This window comes from Verrucomicrobiota bacterium (assembly GCA_038744685.1).
Classification (GTDB): Bacteria; Verrucomicrobiota; Verrucomicrobiia; order Opitutales; family Puniceicoccaceae; genus Puniceicoccus.
Genome location: JBCDMB010000024.1, coordinates 37986 through 55640, shown reverse-complemented (window position 1 = coordinate 55640; position 17655 = coordinate 37986). Strand labels below are relative to the sequence as shown.

The window sequence follows — 17655 nt, the reverse complement described above, 5'->3', positions numbered from 1 at the left end:
CCCAAAAGAAGAACACGTTCGTGCCCAAGAAAGGTCAGAAAAACCCAGACACACTGGCCAAAACTTCGACAACGAACTGAGTCAAAACAACCACCAAACATCACCATCACCCAGTAAGGGTGATTTATGCAATGGCATTAGGGTAAACCCTCTTCCTACGGGAGTGGCCTTTTCAAAGAGTGATGAATGACTGGCATTTGGATCGAATCCGAGCAACGGAACTTCTGACCGGAACTCTCTCGTCCAAAATGGTTGAGCTTCCCTTCTTCGGGATGTGAACCCTTACTTCGCGCCGAAATCACATCCCAGAGAGCCGACGAGACCTTTGCGATAGGACGGATTGCGAACTTTCTGGAGCTCATTGGCCACGATCTCCTCGCGTTCGGCGAGGAAGGGCTCGCCGATTCCCACGAGAAACCGGCTGTCGCTTCTAATTTTTTGCAAGTAGGCGGCGGAGCGTTCGAAGTGCTTGATGTCGAACGCTACCTGGTTATCGAGTCGCTGGGCGTACCACTCCGAGGCAAGAAGGTTCTCACGGGTGAATTGCTCACGAAAACCGGGATTGTCGATAGTCATTCCTTTGAACTCTCCTTCGGCCATGATAAAAAGCAGTGCCTTGAGGGGAGGGCAGGCCAGGTCGATCGAGCCGTCTTCGAAGTAGTTACGGGCGACCCGCTGCTGGGCCTCTACGATATTTCGAATGCTGTCTACGTAGGCCTCCCGATCCTGCAGTTCAGGCTCGAGCATTTCCTTCGGAATGACTGAAGTTGGATTGTTGAACAGCCGGCCGAGGATGATCCGAACGAAACGGGCCGTGATGCGGTAGCCGAGTCTGCTTCCGAGAATCGTTTCACCGTCATGATCGAAATCTTCAACCTTCTCGAGGAATCCGTTTTGAATCATGTTTTCCGGTTGCCTTTCCTCTGCGGATAGACGGGACCAAATCTCCGGTACTAGGAGGCTGATGTCGTGATCGACCCTCATCTTGGCACCCACATAACCGGCTGAGGTCATGAAAGCAGGGTAGCCCGCGAGAATAAAGCTCACGAGAGCGTTGTTGAGGTCGTGAACCGGTAACAGAGCGTTGAAAGGACCTTTCGTAAGTGCACCTTCAGAACCGGCACCGGTCGTGGAGGGGGACTTACCGGTTAAGCTGGCTGTGAACTCCATGAAGAGTTCGGGAAGCTCGAAATAGTGAATTGGATTGAACGCGCAGAGAGCCCGGATGCCAGCTTCGGGATCGGGAGGGTTGTTGCGGTGACCAGGGAGGACAGAGTTGACTGGGAAATAGGCGGGCTCATGACTTGATAGATCCCGTGAAAGGCGTGCAGCCACCTGTGATACATAGTTTCCTTTCTCGTTCTCAATATCGGGCCGCACCTGGAGGTAGCGCGGGTTTTTCGTCACCTTTCCATCAACAATTCGAGGGTTGGCTGTCGAAGCGCAATAGTCGGGACTGGGGGAAGCGTCGAACTCGGTCAGACGCGTGAGCATTGGCTCCGTGTATTGTTCGAAGCGGATCGTGTCCTCGATCTGTTCTTTGACTTCTTCGCGGGTCAAGGGGTGGTAATTGGAGAGAAACACGCCGTCTCTGGCGATATCGCTCTCCGCGGTTTTGTCGTATCCGCGAATGATGGCATCGTCCGGCCGCTGGAAGAAACGGTACTCACAATTTGTCGTAAACTTGATCGACTCGTTTGAGATGTCACTGGATAGTCCCTCGATCTGATCGCAGGGAACGATCGTGCTGGCACTGATATCGTCCTCCCGGGAGATTTTAAAAGCGGGAAGAAAGTCCTTGCGGAGTCCGAAAGTTCTCCACGATCCGTCTTCGGCATATCCAACCCGCAAAAACTGGGTCACCAATTTCTTGTTCCGGTAGCGGAGCTCAAAACCGTGCTGACCATCGACCACGTCTACCGAGAAGCGATCCATCCAATCGTCTCCCCAGTCCTCCTTGTGGAATCGTTTGATGATCAAGACGAGGTCTTTGACGTGTTGAGGGATGCGGCTCAACCATTCATTGTGCTCGTCCGTGTAGTCGATAGTGGAAGGGGTGAGCAGCTTGATGACAGAGCCGAGGGAACGCTCTACACTGAGAATTCCCCGGCCTTTGTCTTTATTTCTTTTGTCGTCTTTGAAGCGTTTGCTGTAGTCGTGCTCCAGAACTTCGTGGACCTTTTGGAAGTCTTTATGGAAATCCGATACGTAGACCGGCCCACTTATGATCGCGTCTTCCAAAGACTTCGAAATTTCTGACTTGCCGCCTCCTGACACGGTGCACGGCTTGTGGCAGAAAGTGGCTTCGGGGTTGGTTCCCCGGAGCCGCCACCGGCGACCTTCAGCGGGTTTGATCATCCGCACCTGATATCCGGTAGGATAGACGTAAATGTTGTCGGGTTTGAGTCGGAGAGACTGCTCGGCTCCATCCCAGTTCCACATCACCTTTTGCTCCTCAAGACTGATTCGGGTTTCCTCTGGAACGTAGATGATCTCCGGATAGCGCCGATCAACTCCATAGCCGTTGGGATGGAAATCCGCTACAGATTCCAGACTCTTCTGCATCATTGCAAAGTCTTGACCGTGTCCGGGAATATGACTTCCGGGAACGAACTCTTCTCCCAGATCGTAGCTGGGAAAGACGAGTGCACCACCGGCGTGCTCCTCCTCAGCCTGCCCGCATAAATTTGCCGAGAAGCTGATTTGAGTTTTCACCTCTTTCTTGCAGTAGCCGAAGTAGCTGTCCGAGATCGCCGTTACAATGACACCGTCGGTAGATCGCAGGGTAATTTTAAAGGCAGATCCATCGTTGTAGAGTTCGTCCTCTTTTTCCCAGCACATCCTGTCTCGTTTCTGGCGATCGGTGGCTTCGGAGATATGGGGTAGACCCAACTCCTTTTTCTTCAGCTGCCCGAGATGAGGCGCCAGAATGACGCAGCCCGTTTGCCCCGACCATCCTCTGACGTCAAGACCCGCATCGTTCTCCGGAAGGAAGGGGTCTCCCGCGTTACCAAAGATCGATTCCACAAAATCGAGGTTACTCGAAAGAACTCCGGGGACGAAAAACCGCACTTCCATCGATTTTTTATGCGAATAGCCGGGCACCTCCGGGCGCACGGTAGGCCGTAACAGAAGAGAAACCCAGCAATGCGCCTTCTCTTCTTGGTAGGCAGTGAGTGGAACGAGAAGGAACTCTTCCTGTGCTTGAACGGCAGCCCGGAACAGGCGGAGGGCGGTCAGCGGCGGGACCGCCTTTTTGTCAGCTGCTACCGGAAGTCCCCAATCCGTTACATGGAAGACACCAGCAGTTGTGCGACGATCACTCTTTGGGTTGTGGAGAACCCCCTGAGCAACACGGTAACTATCGTTGATAGAGCTTTTGAAGTGATCAGCGTTACCCGGCAGGGAAAGAGTTTTGGCGAGTCCGTGCCGATCGAGGACAAACGTATCCCGAGGGAGCTGGGGCGATTCTTCTCCCACTTCCTTCGCGAAAGCATCGAGGAAGTCTTGTATGCGCCGGTCGCAGGGTGGGATGGGCGATTCGGCCAAATGTGTACGGGCTTTTACACTCTGGAGAAATGGCTCAGCGAGATCCATGATCGGAGAGCCACCAACTTTTTGGAATCCCTGTTTCCCAATCGCCTCCAGCTTCAGGTTGACGTAGTCGGCAAGGTCTTCTTTTGAGAAGCGGGCCTTCCCGATTCCAAATCTGCGATCCAGTTCCTCGGCACTTAGTTCCTCAAACATAGGCCCTATGCCAATAACCTTGGCGAGGAAAGCAATCAGTAAAAGGTCCCGCTTTTGTAACAATTAGGACCGCTTTTGAGGGAAATCAGGGAGGAAGTGCGCGGCGGTATTGAGCTTTCGGTAGGAGCGGCGACTTCAGTCGCCGAAACGGAATCCAGAAAGAGTCTCAGATTTAGTGCGACCCAAGCAGAGTTTTTAAGAAATCACTGTCGCGATTCCTCCGCGCTGTGGGTTTCGGCGACTGAAGTCGCCGCTCCAATTACGCTTGTCGCTTACGCGACCGGTTCGACGGAGACCTTACGCCGGGCCCGGTCGAATTTCACTTTGCCGTCCTTGAGAGCAAAGAGGGTAAAGTCACGTCCCATCCCGACATCTTCACCGGGGTGGAATTTGGTGCCCCGCTGACGGACGATGATGTTTCCGGCTACGACAGACTGGCCGCCAAATTTTTTCACGCCGAGGCGCTTGGCGTTGCTGTCGCGACCGTTGCGTGAAGTTCCCTGTCCTTTTTTGTGAGCCATGGTTTTTAGTCCTTAGCTGCCAGCTTGAATGGATTCAACGCGGACAACAGAAAGGTGCTGGCGATGACCTTTCCGGCGCTTGTAGCCTTGGCGGCGACGTTTCTTAAAAATAGTTACTTTTGGCGCCCGTTTGTTCTCGAGGACCTTGAGGGTAACAGAGGCACCTTCAACGTAGGGGGCACCCACTTGAGCATCCCCGCCTGAACCGACCATGAGAACCTCGCTGATCTCCACGTTCGCCCCTTCTTCCGCGCCATCAATGCGGTTTAGGAAGAGAACGTCGTTTTCAGAAACGGTAAATTGGCGACCTTGGGATTGAATCGTGGCTTTCATGGCAAACAGGCGAGAAAAGGGTTTTGGATAGAAACTGGCAAGTCCTTTTTTGGTTCTTTTCGCTGTTCCCGGGCTGAGTTTCGGTGTAGGCGTGAGCTTACCAATGGAGAGAAGTCAAAACAGCTTATCCAACAACCTTTTCAGCGTTTTAGACGGTGTCGCTGAGAGAATTTCTGTAGGAATGGTCGCCGACCGAGTGGCGGATAAGGGCTTTGGTATCTTATTGATTTTACTGTCCTTACCGAGTGCTTTGCCCGTTCCGGCACCCGGCTACAGCACGCCGTTTGGAATTCTTCTGGTGGTTCTCGGGATTCAGATGGTGATCGGGCGGGTTCAACCCTGGCTGCCGGAGAAGGCGCGGAAAAAAGAGTTTTCAAAGGAGAGGGCGGAGAAAGTGTTTCGGTCGGCGGGAAAGATTCTTCATAAGATGGAGGTTCTGGTCCGCCCTCGAATGCGATGGATCAATAGCCGCGGTGGTCGTGTTTTTTTTGGAGCTGTAGTGATTGGGATGGCATCGCTCATGATCCTTCCCATTCCCCTCACAAACACGCTTCCGGCTTTCGTAATCTTTGTCGTTGGAATCTCTCTTTCCGAGGACGATGGTTTGATGGCAATCGGTGCTTTTGTGCTCGGAATCTTGGCCGCTGCTTTCTACGCCTACATTATTTATCTTCTAGCCACCGTCGGAATGGACGGAGTCGTTCAGTTCAAGGAATGGATAAAGGATCAGCTGTGAGAGTTCCCCGGTTTTCGATTCTCCTGTGGAGGAATGGAGAAAGTTGATCGGTGTTCGGAATCCGCTCGATCAGGATGACAACGAGAATTCTCAATGGCAGGGCGCAGTCCCGCGAAAGCGGGACAAGCCGCGCGTGGATTAAAATCAATCGAGATTCTATTTTAAATCAGCCCGGCTTGTCCCGCTTTCACGGACGGCGCCCGGAAGAACTGATGTCGATTGAGATCACACTTGATTGAGTCAGAGCTAATGAACCTCCTCCTGGTAGACGAATACCGCGATCACTACGAGTTTGGTGGTAGCGATCCGCGAACGGAGAAGATTCTTCGTATCAACAGTTCCGAGATCTGTATCGGGGTTGTCAACGGGCCCCGCGGGATTGGCTGTGTAGACCGGGTGGATGGATCCGGTGTGCTCATCCGAGATATTTCTTGGGAGAAAGAGCCACCGTTGGCCTCAGGAATTAGTCTGTGGGTGGGTCTTCCGCGACCAGCGGATCTGCGTCGGATTCTGGTTAGCGCTTCCTCTCTGGTGGTCCGCGAGATCGTCGTCGTTCAACTCGACCAGACTCCTCCGGGATATGCGCAGAGTGACGTTCTTTCAAAAGAATCGGTTCAAGAGCATATGATTGCAGGACTTGAGCAGGGGTTTCACACGATTCTGCCTCGGTTTTCGTTCTTCGAATCGCTCGAGAGGGCAGAAGAGACCCTGAATCCTCTGGTTTCAAAGTTCGTGCTGGATCCATACCTAGGAACAGCGCTTCTCGGAGAAAGTGAAGATGACCGTGGTTCGGAAAGGGTCCTATTTATCGGTAGCGAGCGTGGTCTTTCGAAACGCGAACAAGAAATGGTTGTTCGTTCGGGTTGGATTCCCCGTCATCTGGGTCCAGCGATCCTGCGAACGGAGACTGCGGTTACAGCGGCGATCGCGCTCGTCCATCGGACGACCGGTTTTTCGGGTTCCGCAGAGAGGAGTGTGATTCGTGTTTCCCGTTAGTCATCGGTTGCGGCGCCGGAAACCACGCCATGAAACTACTGCGGGAATCGGAGGAAGAAGTCTCCGCCTACATTGAAAAGGAAGACTCACCGAGACCCGTTACCTATCAACTGGATCTGATGAAGAAAGTGGGTTTCGAGAAAACAGAAATCCTCCACAAGAACTCCTGCTTCGCGGCGTTCGGAGGAGTGAAGGCGTCATAGTCATTGGAGGGACCACGGCCTCGTGGTCCGAAGGGGTGTAATTTTGAACTCGGGGTTGAAAAGCCTTTGTGAGGGGAGGGACGGGCTCTGTCCCGTCCGGTAGTTTTGGCCGAACAACCACTCCGACGCGCGGACCACGCGGCGTGTCCGCCGAAGCTCGAAGAGCGAAGGAGGAAGGTGGTCCCTCCCGGAGAGTTGATGCACTTACCCCGAGGATTAAATTGGATTCGGTCCGAAGAAGCCTCTGTATTTCTTGTAGGTCGTCTTCGCTTCACTCCATCCCATCAATCGACTCGGCTCTTGCGATGATCTCCGAGTCTTCGAGAGAGAAGTGGATCTCCATCGGGCGGCAGCACACCTCGCAGTCGTAATCCCACACAGCCGGTAGTTCATTGGGAGCTGGACTGGTGACGGAAAAGCTCTCGAAGCAACTCGGGCAGGTCACCTCACATTCGTATTCAATATTCACGAGCTATGTTTCTTGTTCGATGATGGTTGCGAGATGGTAGCAATACCCATGAATCGCATGGTCGGCGAGCTCCCGGAACCAAAGGGCCGAAGGGTTTAGCCACGGCAAACGTTTTGCAAACTGGAGCTGTGCCTGCTTTCTGAATCGGGCTCTCTCCTGGTAAGGGACTTCGAATTTTCGCTGGCCCTCGGCAATAAATGCCAAGCGGCCAACATCTTCGAATCCGAGGCGTTTCGGTGGTAAATGGCAGACGACGTCGGCAGTTACTTGGTAGCGCATCACGGTGCCCTCGTCGATAGACTGAGCAAATCGAGAGTCGCCGACTCTCGGACATCCTAAGACAATCGTGCCGTTGATTGGAAACTCGGAAGCGGCGAGAATTGCGAGTGCTCCCCCGAGACTGTGACCGGTGGACAGGGTAGGGGGCGGCAGCCGGAGAAGCTCATTGCGAAGAGTCTGCCAAGCCGCGGCAAAGCCACGGTGCATTTTCCCTCCCTTAGGGTGATTGACGAGACCTGCATCGACGTCGTGACGAAGATTGCGAATCTCATCCGGACGGGTGCCGCAGCAACAGAGAAGAATGTCGTCATCGCGTTGCAATAGGTCGGCCCGGACACCATCATGCTCGACTCGCGTCTCCAGCTTCCAGCCAATAGCCGCTGCTGAAGCCTCCGCACGGTCTTCGTTGTGATAGACATTGTGGCTGAGACTGGCGAGGTGCCACGCACAGGCAGCGTCTTCGCAGTCGAAACCCCTCCAAGGAAACTGTGGCTCCGTGGTTACAGGGACAAGCTCTGGATGGAAGAGGTGAGATCGGCGGGCATCGGGAACATCCCCAATGGGAAGAAAACCAGTCTTCGGACGCTTCCGAAAGAAGTGTGATTTATGGGTCAACTTACCGGCAAAGATAGGTGTGGAGGGACTACGTGTTCGTGGTCTGCGTGGATCGAAAGCTAAACCGTCTCTTAGTCAGATTACGAGCAAGGTCTTTGAACCGTCTGCCCGGTCCACGGTATCTTTATTTAGATTTCGAAGTGGTTCATAGCCACCAGACAATTTCAAATTTCAAATTTTCGATCTGAAATGTGTTTTCATGAAGCCTGACAAGGCTAAATGAAAATACCTTGCTGCCCGGTACGGACGGAGCCATTCGACAGGCTCATGACCTACCGGACCCTCCCCTCGAAAGATACCCTCGGTCTTACAAACCAATGACAAACCGGTTATGCTCGGAGACGGGTTGCCCTTGGGGCCCGAGGGCCGCTGGCCTGCAAACCTCTACGCACCTTTAACCGGATTCCGGCGGTGCCGCGATCACGTGCCAAAGGAGGTTAATCGAAGTGCCTTTTACTCTCCAGAATTGAGTGGATCCGATCCAAAGAGTGCTTCTCGGATCAGCTGATAGATGCCCGTATTGTCGATATCGCTACCAAGGTCTTCGCTTTTGTATCCACTGGCCTTCGCGACGACGCTACCGGGAAAATCATAGTACGTTGCCCATGCAATTCCGAATGAATGGCGATTGCCGAAAGAATCGGGAAGTGAAACGAAGGGAGCACCCCCAAGACCGTCGGGACCATGGATTGGAGCCCCATTGTCATCCCGTTCCGGGAGGGGAGTATCGAGGTCGACGTCCCTCATTGCAAAGACGGTCGGATGGCCGGCATCGCTGTCGGACGCGACTAGAAGGAGAGTGTCGCGATCCGGATGGTTTGAGAGGTAGGTCAGAGCGACTCCGATCGCTTCGTCGGCACGGGCAGCTGCTTCCAACATTCCTGCAGCATTGTTACAGTTGCTGAAGTTGTCGGTTCCCTCCTCTTCTGAGATGAGGAAAAACTCTTTTGAAGGATCTTCGCCGAGAACCCGGAGCGCGGCGGCGGTCATTTCGGCGATTGTCGGGGCGTCCGGCCGGTATAACGGCACACCCATCTTTTGGATCACTTCTTCTTTTCCAAAGTTGTAGGTATCTCCGGGCGCAAAGATGCCGATGACCTTTTTGGTTTCCGGTCCGAGAGCCAGTAACTCCTCCCGGGTAAAAATGACTTTGTAACCTCGTTCCTCTGCTTCCTTCAGGAGGTTTCTTCCGTCGGTCCGCAACCCGTTGAGTCCAAAGTGACCGACCTCGCTTTCTGGAATCAATTGAAGCTCCCCACCAGCAAAAATCACATCGGTTCCGCTCTCCATCACGGAGGCCGCAATTTCCAGAGTGTTCTTCCTCGATTCCGAACTGGCGACGAAGACTGCGGTTCCCGGCTCGGCAATGTGCCCGGAGTTTACAATTCCCGTGCGGACCCCACGGCTTTGAGCTTCTTGAAGAATCGTGAGCGGGCTGCCCGATGCAGAGAGGATCGGCTGATCCCTATCCATGCCGAAAGAGTTGTGGTGCACCTTCTTTCCGTAGGCGTGGACCGTCGCTCCGGCATGGGAGGTTGTGGAGAGCCAGTTCTTCTGGTGTGGACGGTAAGCGGCAAGACGTTCAAGACTGTCCCAGTGGGTGATGCCATCGGGCCCGACAGTAAGTAGCCGCATGGCGTTCCAATGCCCTAGACCTGTGCCGTCCGGATGGAGGAAGATGACGCTGCCCGAGAAGCTCGGAGTTATGGACAGCAAGAGGGCGATGAAGGAATTTCGGAAGAGAAGCACTTCCGAAGGAAATGTCATATCGAGTAATCGGGCAACTCTTCCATCGTGACACTTTCGTGTCAAAGAGTGGATACTCTTGGAGTCAGTGCCGCCTACAGAGCATTGCTTTGGATGCTTCGCTGACTCGGCTGAGTTCGTTAGCGGCTGGCGTCTTTCTTTTGTCAGGACTGAAAGGCAGACATCGAGGCCGATGTCCCTCCACAAAAGGGGCATTGGAGGGACGCCGGCCTGACTCGGCTAAGCGCGCCACAGATCGGCGTCTTTGATTTGTCCAGCAGGAATCCCGGACATCGCCGTTCAACAGGCTCAGGCCGGGAGGGACGGACTCTGCTCCGTCCGCGCCGTTTGAAAAGGGAACGCTCTTCGAATTAAGACCGGTATAGCGATTGACGAGCAGACGGTCCGGGCGGAGCCATTCGACAGGCTCATGACTTACCGGACCCTCCCACGGATTCACGTATCTTCCAAAAGCGGTCGTTCTGGATCGAGTGCTGGGAACTGAAGCGTGACTACCGTTCCTTCGCCCGGACGACTGTCGATTGCGATTGTCCCTTGGTGGTCCCGCATAATTCGGTGGACGATCATCATGCCTAAACCATTTCCAGTGGTCTTTGTCGTAAAGTAAGGCTGGAACACTTTGGGAATATCCTCGGGCTCAATGCCCTCGCCCGTGTCTGCGAAGAGAAGAACGGTGTGTTTGGGATCTTTTCGCCAACGGATGCGGATCGAGCCGCCGCCTGGCATCGCTTCGACAGCGTTTTTGAGCACGTTGAAGAACACTTGCTTGAGCTGGTCAGGATCCCCCAGAACTGGAGGGGGAAGGGTGTCGAGATCGACGACCACGTCGACTTTCCGCTCAGCAAAAAGATCGCTCTCTACCTCGAGGACCTCATTCAGGACATCCATTAAGTTCACCTGCCTGAGGTTCGGTTCCTGAGGACGGATCGCGGCAAGGAAATTGGTAATGATTCCGTCAAGCCGTTCGACTTCGCGAGAGCAGATGTCGACCGACTTCTTCGTCTTTCTCGTTTCTTTCGAGTCTTTCAGACTCTCGAGTTGTCTTCGGATTAGCTGCAAGTGGATGGTGAGGGAGTTGAGAGGATTTCCCAGCTCGTGGGCGACTCCAGCTGCCAGCATCATGATGGAGGCCACTCGTTCATTTTCGATCAGTTCTTCAGTAGAATGCTTGATCTCGGTGACATCCGAGAAAACGACCACGGTTCCGTCGCGAAGATCAAGCTCTGTAGCCTCCTCCATGGGAACCAGATAGACGCGCAGGGCTTTAGTTTCAGGGTAGTGGACTTCAATCTCGCAGGAGGCTGCACGCTTGTCCGGCTTGCTGTCCTCGGGATCAATTTGGAGCGCTTGGGAAAGTTCTGGGATCCGGCGCCAAACCACCGACTTCCCGATCTCTCTTCTCTGGAGACCAAGGAGCCGAAAGGCAGCCTCGTTGGAGTACTGAATGATCCCTTCTCCGTCGAGAACGAGAATTCCGTCATGAATGATGTCGAAGACGCTTTCGAGCAAATGCCTGTCCCGGACCAGACGGTTAACGAGAATCGTGAGGTTCTGTTCGTCGAGGTCCTCAAGACGACCGAGAATGCGCTCGAGGCCCTTATTGCGGTTTCGGGGCATGGGTGCGCGTGGGCCTAGCGAGCCGTTTTGAGAACGTCGTCCGGCTCGAGAATTCGTGAAATGAGGGAAACCAACCGCTCTCCGAGGACCTCTTTGTCGCTTAGTGGCCACTCCTCCCGGAATCCTTCAGGGCCCAAAACAGTGAGGATGTTGGTGTCTCCCGCAAAGCCTGCCCCCGCTTCGTCAATCCGGTTCGCGGCAATCAAATCGAGATTTTTCTCCTCCAATTTCCAGAGAGCGTAGTTCTCCAAGTCGTGGGTTTCCGCGGCAAATCCAACGAGAAACTGATTCCTCTTTCTCTGCGAAACGGTCTTTAGAATGTCCACGACGGGCTCCATTTCCAGATCGAGCCGGGCGTCTCCTTTCTTCTCCTTTCGGTCAAGGACTTGTTTGGGGCGGAAGTCCACAACGGCTGCAGTCATGATGAGAATATCGCAGGCGTCGAACAGCGCGTCTACCTGATGAAACATCTCCTCGCCGGTGACTACGGGATAAAGGATGCACTCGGGAGGTTCTACGAGTTGGGTAGGACCGCTAATGAGGTCGACCGTCCAACCAGCCTCTACCGCGGCTTTCGCAATCGCAAACCCCATCTTTCCTGTGGAGGCATTGCTGATGTAACGCACCGGGTCTATTGGCTCCCTCGTGGGACCAGCCGTGATTACGCACCGTAATGGGGATGAAAACTTCACTGTAGTGTCTTGTGCAGTCTTAAAGGACCGAGTTTCCGGATGAAAAACTCGGAAATTACCTTTACGGGAACGACGTGTCACGGTTTTTTCACGTTCGTGTCGGACACCGTAAAGAAACAGGAAAACCCGTGGTTCAATCTCGGCTTCAATATTGTCGTCCCGTCGCTTCTTCTGATCAAGGGCGACGACTGGTTCGGAGGAATACTAGAGGGTCTCCCGTTTGAAACCGCTAAATCGATCTTTGTAATAGCCCTAGCATTTCCCCTTGGCTATGGGATCTATGATTTCGTTCGAAGACGAGCATGGAACTTTTTCTCTATCTTAGGAATTGTTGGGGTTCTTTTAACGGGAGGTATCGGCTTACTTGAGCTTCCTCCGGTTTGGGTCGCAGTTAAAGAGGCTGGAATCCCTGGAGCCCTAGGTCTTGCCACCTTGATCTCGACTTTTACCCGTTATCCTTTGGTGCGCCTATTTATCTATCGTCCCGAAATTTTCCAGGTTCACCGAATACAGAGTCGGCTTGAAGAGAGAAATAATAAAGCTGGTTTTGAAACTTTGATGAGAAAAACGACCTACCTCCTCTCTGCATCATTTTTCCTCAGTTCTATTTTGAGTTATTTTTTGGCAAGGTGGATCGTCGTTAGCCCGGCTGGAACTACGGAGTTCAACGAAGAATTGGCAAAAATGAACGTGCTCACTTTTCCTGTAATTATGGGTCCCGCCTTGATCGTGACTGGCTTCGCAATCTGGCTTTGTTTTCGTGGTTTGAAAGAGCTGACGGGACTGACTCTGGAGGAAATGATCGAGGATCCAAAGGCGCGGGAAGCGGCGAAGGAGAGTTAGGATTTTCTATTCCGGGAGCGAGGGTCGTAAGACAGTCCCCCGGTGGAGAGTTCCTAGGCCCGGCCACCCCGTCACCTTTCTCCATTGACCCTTTTTGAATGGCGTACTCCTTTGTGAACTGACTCCTATGGCTGGTTTCGCGGCAGACGTTCTCCTCTTCGTCCACTTTGGATTTGTTGTTTTCGTGGTGGGTGGTCTGATAGTGGTTTGGGTAGGAGCTGCGCTGCGTTGGGAATGGGTTCGCAATCCTTGGTTTCGTGTAGGTCACCTTCTGGCAATTGGCTTCGTCGTTGTGCAGTCTTGGCTCGGGATTATCTGTCCCCTCACCGATTGGGAGATGCAGTTGCGCGAACGGGCGGGAGAAGAGACTTACGAGGGTTCGTTTATTTCCCATTGGCTGGATCGTATCCTTTACATCGAGGCACCATGGGAGGCGTTTCTTGCCGCCTACACGATCTTTGGCCTTTTGGTCTTAGGCAGTCTTTTCGTCGTTCGTCCCCGGTTCCGTAGCTCGCGGCTTACGGGTGAGTTTCGAAAAGAGCAGGTAGACGACCGGAACGGCGATTAGGGTTAGCGCGAGACTGCTGATCAGCCCTCCAGCTGCCGCGACACCAAGAGGTCGCCTGCTCTCTGCGCCTGCCCCGAAACCAATTACGATTGGCATAAGTCCGGCAATCGTTGAAACGCTGGTCATCATGATTGGTCGGAAGCGGATTTTTCCTGCCTCCAGCATGGCTTGTTTCGCGCTCACGCCACGAGCCAACTGTTGATTGGCGAATTCCACCAGAAGGATTGCATTCTTCGTCACAAGTCCCACAAGGAGGATTAGTCCTATCTGGCTAAACAGGTTCAGATTCATTCCGGGAATTCGCTCAAAGAAACTCAATGCCCAAAGGGCGCCAAAGGCTCCGCAAGCAGCGAGGGGAACCGTCAATAAAACCGTGAGAGGATTGGTGAGGCTCTCGAATTGTGCGGCGAGAACCATGTAAACCAGAAGTAGGGCGAATCCCAGGACGAAAAGAATTTCATTCCCGGTATCGATCAGATCCTCGGCTTCGCCACTCCAGGTGTAGGTCACGTTGGGAGGTAGTTCCTCCTCGAGAATTGCTTCCGTTCGGCGAATCGCTTCTCCCATGGTGACCCCGGTTGGGGTGGCCTCGATCGTAGTCGACCGGATCCGATTGTAACGTTCGATTGCGTTTGGACCACCTCCCTCTTCAAAGTCGACTAGATTGGAGACTGGTACGAGTTCTCCCGCTCCGGTGCGGACATAGACGCGGCTGATGTCTTCCGGTGTGAGACGGGACTCACGATCGAGCTGGGCGATTACATCATACTCCTTGCCGTCACGCTTTACGTTGGAAATGTCCTCGCCGCCAAAAAGAACTTGGAGGGTGCGCGACAAGTCAGCCAATGAGACATTGAGCTCGTTTAAACGATCGCGGTTTGGGACTACCCTCAACTCCGGCTTGTCGAGATTGAAAGTCGACCGGGTGTTGGTGAGAAAACCTTCGGCCGAGAGACGCCCAGCGATCCGTTCGCCGAGGCCAGACAGAAGGTCGAGATCCGGGCTTTGCAGAACGAGTTGATAGGGCAGGCCAAACCCGGAACCAATCGATTTTGGGAGAATTGCGATTGAAAACGCGCCCTCGACGCCCCCAAAGAACTGGTCCTTGAGTCCACCCGGAGCGTTGACGATGTCAGGAACGGAACGCTTTCTCTCACTTGCGTCGACAAAGCGGGCAAACATGAGGCCCTGCGCGGGGTTTCCGACGCCGTCAAGGGGAAGGGCAACAGCGGTAAAGAATCCTGCCACCTCTGGGACTTGCTTCACAATTTGTTCCATCTTTTCGACCATTCGGTCAGTGTAATCAGAGGTGGAACCCTCTGGAGCGATGGCTAGTGCGAATAGTCTTCCCTTATCTTCCTCGACCAAAAACTCCTGATCCAGCTTTAGATAAAAGAAGGCCCCGACCCCGACCGCACCCGCGATAATCAGAAGGATGACCGAGGGATGATTGAGAGAGAATCCGAGCGTTTTTTCATAGGCTCGAGCGAGACGATCAAAACCTTTTTCAAAGAATCGGAAGAACCAAAACTCCTCTTCCAGGCTCCGCTTCCTTGCCCGCTGGGTCCGCGCTGAAAGCATCGGGGTAAGGGTGAGAGCAACGAAAGAGGAGACAACGACCGCACTCGCGAGAGTAACCCCAAACTCGATGAAGAGACGTCCTGTATCGGAGGTTTGAAAAGTGATGGGTAGAAAAACGGCTACCAGAGTCACAGTCGTTACGATCACCGCGAAGGTGATCTCCTTCATGCCCAGGATAGCAGCTTCGATAGGCTTCATCCCCTCCTCGATATGCCGGTAAATGTTCTCCAGAACTACAATCGAGTCATCGACCACGATTCCGATCACCAGAACAAGGGCGAGCATGGTCAGAATGTTGATCGAATACCCAAAGAGGTAGAGAACGAAGAAAGTTCCGATAACCGACACAGGGATGGTAATCGCTGGGACGAGAGTCGATCGGATGTTTCGGAGAAAGATAAAGATGGTAAGGACAACGAGTCCGAATGTGATCCCGAGGGTCCGCCACACCTCGGTAATCGCTTTCTCAACGAATATGCTTTCATCATAGGCGACAAACCAGGAGACGTCGTCGGGTAAATTGGCCGAAAGCCTCTCCATTGTGGCAGTAATCCCCTTTGCCACCTCAATCGTGTTGGCCTGCGACTGGCGAATTACCCCCAGACCAACCGCTGGGTCGCCGTTGTAACGGGCAACTGTCTTTTCGTTCTCAACGCCGATCTCGACGGTCGCAACATCTTCCAACCTTACGAGAGGGGAACCAGCATCAGAAACAACTATCCGACCAAATTCCTCGGGTGTTTGCAGGTCACCTCGGGTGTAAATTGAGAATTCCCGTTCACGGTTTTCCAGTTGGCCGCTCGGTAAGTCGACGTTCTGATTTTCGAGAGCATCTTCGACGTCGATTATGGTGATTTCCCGGGCAGCCATCGCCGCCGAATCAAGTCTTATGCGAATCGCAAATCGCTTTGAACCTCCGAGGATCACCGAGCTCACTCCTGGCACGATTTGGAGTTGCTCTTGAAGCTGATTCTCGGCGAGATCGGTCAGCTCAAGGGTTGACCGTTGTTCGCTAAAAAGAGCGACCCACATGATCGGCCGAGCATCTGAGTCGGCCTTGGCAATAACGGGCTCATCGATATCGTCGGGAAGGTTCGACCGAATTCGCAAAACACGGTCACGGATTTCCTGAGCAGCAACATCGATATTGCGGCTCAAAGAAAACTGCACGGTAACAAGGCTTAACTGCTCTCGGCTCTGGGAGGTCAGTTTCTCGATACCTTCAACTCCGCTTACAGCATCTTCGATGCGCTCGGTAACTTCCGTTTCTATGATCCTCGCATTGGCGCCCGGATAAATAGTGGTGATCGTAACAATCGGCGGATCGATGTCCGGCAGCTCGCGCACCGGAAGCTGGAGAATCCCCGCAACCCCAAACAGGATGATTGCCAAGCTCATCATGGTGGCAAGGACCGGCCTTTTGATACAAATTTCGGACAGGGTCATCGTGGAGGCCGTTTAGCTATGGGTCGGTTGGCCCGCATCTTGATCGATGGAATGGGGAACGTTGAACGTCCAACAGTAAACGTCGAACTTCGGGACATCGATGTTCAATGTTGGAAGTTCAGCGTTCAAAGTTCGCTATCTTTCGTTGTCAGTGGCGACGGGCTTACCGGTGCTCCCGGAAAAAAGACTTTTTGCACTCCCTCTGCAACGACCTGCTCTCCGGCTTCCACGCCTGACAAGATCTCTACTTCTCCGGAGCGACGGACGCCGATTTGGACGGGACGTAATTCGGTGAGGTTCTGCTCGTTGACCACATAGACGAAGGGTAAGTCTCCTCTTTGAAAAACTGCGGATTCGGAGATTACTACACTGTCTTCGCGGGTCTCAACTGAGAGGGATAGGTTTCCGAACATACCTGGCTTTAAAAGACCATCCGCATTAGGTAGGATTGCCTTGACCTCCACTGTCCGTGACGTGCGGTTAATTACTGGAGAAACGAAAAAGACCTCTCCTTCAAAGGATTGGTCTGGATAGGCTGGAACTACGATACGAATGACTTGGCCCGCTGCGAGTCGCCTCAAAAACCGTTCCGGAACATCAAAATCGATTTTAACAGGATTGATTTCTACTAGCGTGGTCAAAATATCTCCGGGCTCAACGTAACTTCCGGGACTGATTTCTCGAGCCGCTAAAATTCCGCCGAAAGGGGCATGAATTCGAGTGAAGTTCAGATCTTCCTGTGCTCCCTCCAAAAGGGCTTTCGCAACGTCGTACTCACCGATTTTCTCGTCGTGCTCCTGAGGAGGGATGAGGTCCCGCTCGAGAAGCTGCTTGCTGCGATCCAAACTCGTCTGAGCCAGATCGAAAGTTGCCTGGGCTTCGCTGAGGCGTGAGCGGAGGCGGGAGTCGTCGATTGTGATGAGAAGATCCCCTTTCTCGACTTGGTCTCCCTCTTCGAACTCTATGGAGCGAATTCGGCCAGAGATTTCCGGGCTCAGGTCGACTCGCTCGTTGGCGGCGATAGAGCCAACGAGATCCACCGTCTCCACAATCGTTTCCAGTCGTGCCTCGTCCACCAGAACCGGCATAGGAGGTGGGCCTCCCGCAAAACCTGCTTGCTCGTCGCCGTCGGAGCAACCTACGAGGAGCGCACTGGCACCTGCGAGGAGAAAATAAAAGGGCTTCATGACCACGCCTTATGGGGCCTTGTTTCGCTTTGAATGTCAAAGCGGATTCGACGAG

General features: G+C 53.5%; 15 protein-coding genes and 1 pseudogene. 6 read left to right on the top strand and 10 right to left on the bottom strand.

What is annotated here, in order from left to right:
• Positions 1-190 (top strand): hypothetical protein (locus AAGJ81_12655; protein MEM0966992.1); only part of this gene is annotated, 190 nt, incomplete at its 5' end.
• Between the two features lie 92 nt (positions 191-282).
• On the opposite strand, the gene AAGJ81_12650 is transcribed toward AAGJ81_12655, so the two are convergent.
• The 3 genes from AAGJ81_12650 to rplU all read right to left on the bottom strand — a co-directional run bounded on the left by AAGJ81_12650 (position 283) and on the right by rplU (position 4601).
• Positions 283-3747: a hypothetical protein gene (locus AAGJ81_12650; GenBank protein ID MEM0966991.1), complete on the bottom strand. Its 3465-nt coding sequence runs from the start codon at positions 3745-3747 to the stop codon at positions 283-285.
• Between the two features lie 272 nt (positions 3748-4019).
• Positions 4020-4268 carry a 50S ribosomal protein L27 gene (rpmA, locus tag AAGJ81_12645; protein MEM0966990.1) on the bottom strand — a complete coding sequence of 83 codons (249 nt, stop codon included), beginning with the start codon at positions 4266-4268 and terminating at the stop codon, positions 4020-4022.
• Between the two features lie 12 nt (positions 4269-4280).
• A complete protein-coding gene (gene rplU / locus AAGJ81_12640; GenBank protein ID MEM0966989.1) occupies positions 4281-4601 on the bottom strand; it encodes a 50S ribosomal protein L21 in 321 nt (106 codons plus the stop codon).
• A gap of 103 nt (positions 4602-4704) precedes the next feature.
• Between rplU and AAGJ81_12635 the strand changes: the two genes are divergently transcribed.
• From AAGJ81_12635 to AAGJ81_12625, 3 genes and pseudogenes are all read left to right on the top strand, one after another.
• The gene (locus AAGJ81_12635) at positions 4705-5337 is read left to right on the top strand and encodes an exopolysaccharide biosynthesis protein (protein MEM0966988.1); all 633 of its coding nucleotides are present in this window, start codon (positions 4705-4707) and stop codon (positions 5335-5337) included.
• Between the two features lie 249 nt (positions 5338-5586).
• The gene (locus AAGJ81_12630; protein ID MEM0966987.1) at positions 5587-6333 is read left to right on the top strand and encodes an RsmE family RNA methyltransferase; all 747 of its coding nucleotides are present in this window, start codon (positions 5587-5589) and stop codon (positions 6331-6333) included.
• A 59-nt stretch (positions 6334-6392) separates the two neighbouring features.
• Positions 6393-6536, top strand: a pseudogene (locus AAGJ81_12625) (class I SAM-dependent methyltransferase).
• Positions 6537-6807: 271 nt separating this feature from the next.
• On the opposite strand, the gene AAGJ81_12620 reads toward AAGJ81_12625, so the two are convergent.
• The 5 genes from AAGJ81_12620 to AAGJ81_12600 form a co-directional block, all read right to left on the bottom strand.
• On the bottom strand, positions 6808-7005 hold the full coding sequence (locus AAGJ81_12620; protein ID MEM0966986.1) for a CPXCG motif-containing cysteine-rich protein: 198 nt from the start codon (positions 7003-7005) through the stop codon (positions 6808-6810).
• 3 nt (positions 7006-7008) lie between these two features.
• A complete protein-coding gene (locus AAGJ81_12615) occupies positions 7009-7899 on the bottom strand; it encodes a hypothetical protein (protein ID MEM0966985.1) in 891 nt (296 codons plus the stop codon).
• A 453-nt stretch (positions 7900-8352) separates the two neighbouring features.
• Positions 8353-9666, bottom strand: coding sequence for an alkaline phosphatase (locus AAGJ81_12610; GenBank protein ID MEM0966984.1), 1314 nt, complete (start codon positions 9664-9666; stop codon positions 8353-8355).
• A 435-nt stretch (positions 9667-10101) separates the two neighbouring features.
• Positions 10102-11283, bottom strand: coding sequence for an ATP-binding protein (locus AAGJ81_12605; protein MEM0966983.1), 1182 nt, complete (start codon positions 11281-11283; stop codon positions 10102-10104).
• 14 nt (positions 11284-11297) lie between these two features.
• A complete protein-coding gene (locus AAGJ81_12600) occupies positions 11298-11975 on the bottom strand; it encodes a phosphopantothenoylcysteine decarboxylase (protein MEM0966982.1) in 678 nt (225 codons plus the stop codon).
• 39 nt (positions 11976-12014) lie between these two features.
• Between AAGJ81_12600 and AAGJ81_12595 the strand changes: the two genes are divergently transcribed.
• Together AAGJ81_12595 and AAGJ81_12590 are read left to right on the top strand one after the other, a co-directional pair.
• Positions 12015-12818 carry a VC0807 family protein gene (locus tag AAGJ81_12595; protein ID MEM0966981.1) on the top strand — a complete coding sequence of 268 codons (804 nt, stop codon included), beginning with the start codon at positions 12015-12017 and terminating at the stop codon, positions 12816-12818.
• Positions 12819-12945: 127 nt separating this feature from the next.
• Positions 12946-13386, top strand: coding sequence for a DUF2784 domain-containing protein (locus tag AAGJ81_12590; GenBank protein ID MEM0966980.1), 441 nt, complete (start codon positions 12946-12948; stop codon positions 13384-13386).
• On the opposite strand, the gene AAGJ81_12585 is transcribed toward AAGJ81_12590, so the two are convergent.
• Positions 13291-16413 carry an efflux RND transporter permease subunit gene (locus AAGJ81_12585; protein MEM0966979.1) on the bottom strand — a complete coding sequence of 1041 codons (3123 nt, stop codon included), beginning with the start codon at positions 16411-16413 and terminating at the stop codon, positions 13291-13293. The two genes, AAGJ81_12590 and AAGJ81_12585, sit on opposite strands and share 96 nt — an antisense overlap.
• Before the next feature lie 125 nt (positions 16414-16538).
• Positions 16539-17600, bottom strand: coding sequence for an efflux RND transporter periplasmic adaptor subunit (locus AAGJ81_12580; GenBank protein ID MEM0966978.1), 1062 nt, complete (start codon positions 17598-17600; stop codon positions 16539-16541).
• Positions 17601-17655: the final 55 nt, after the last annotated feature.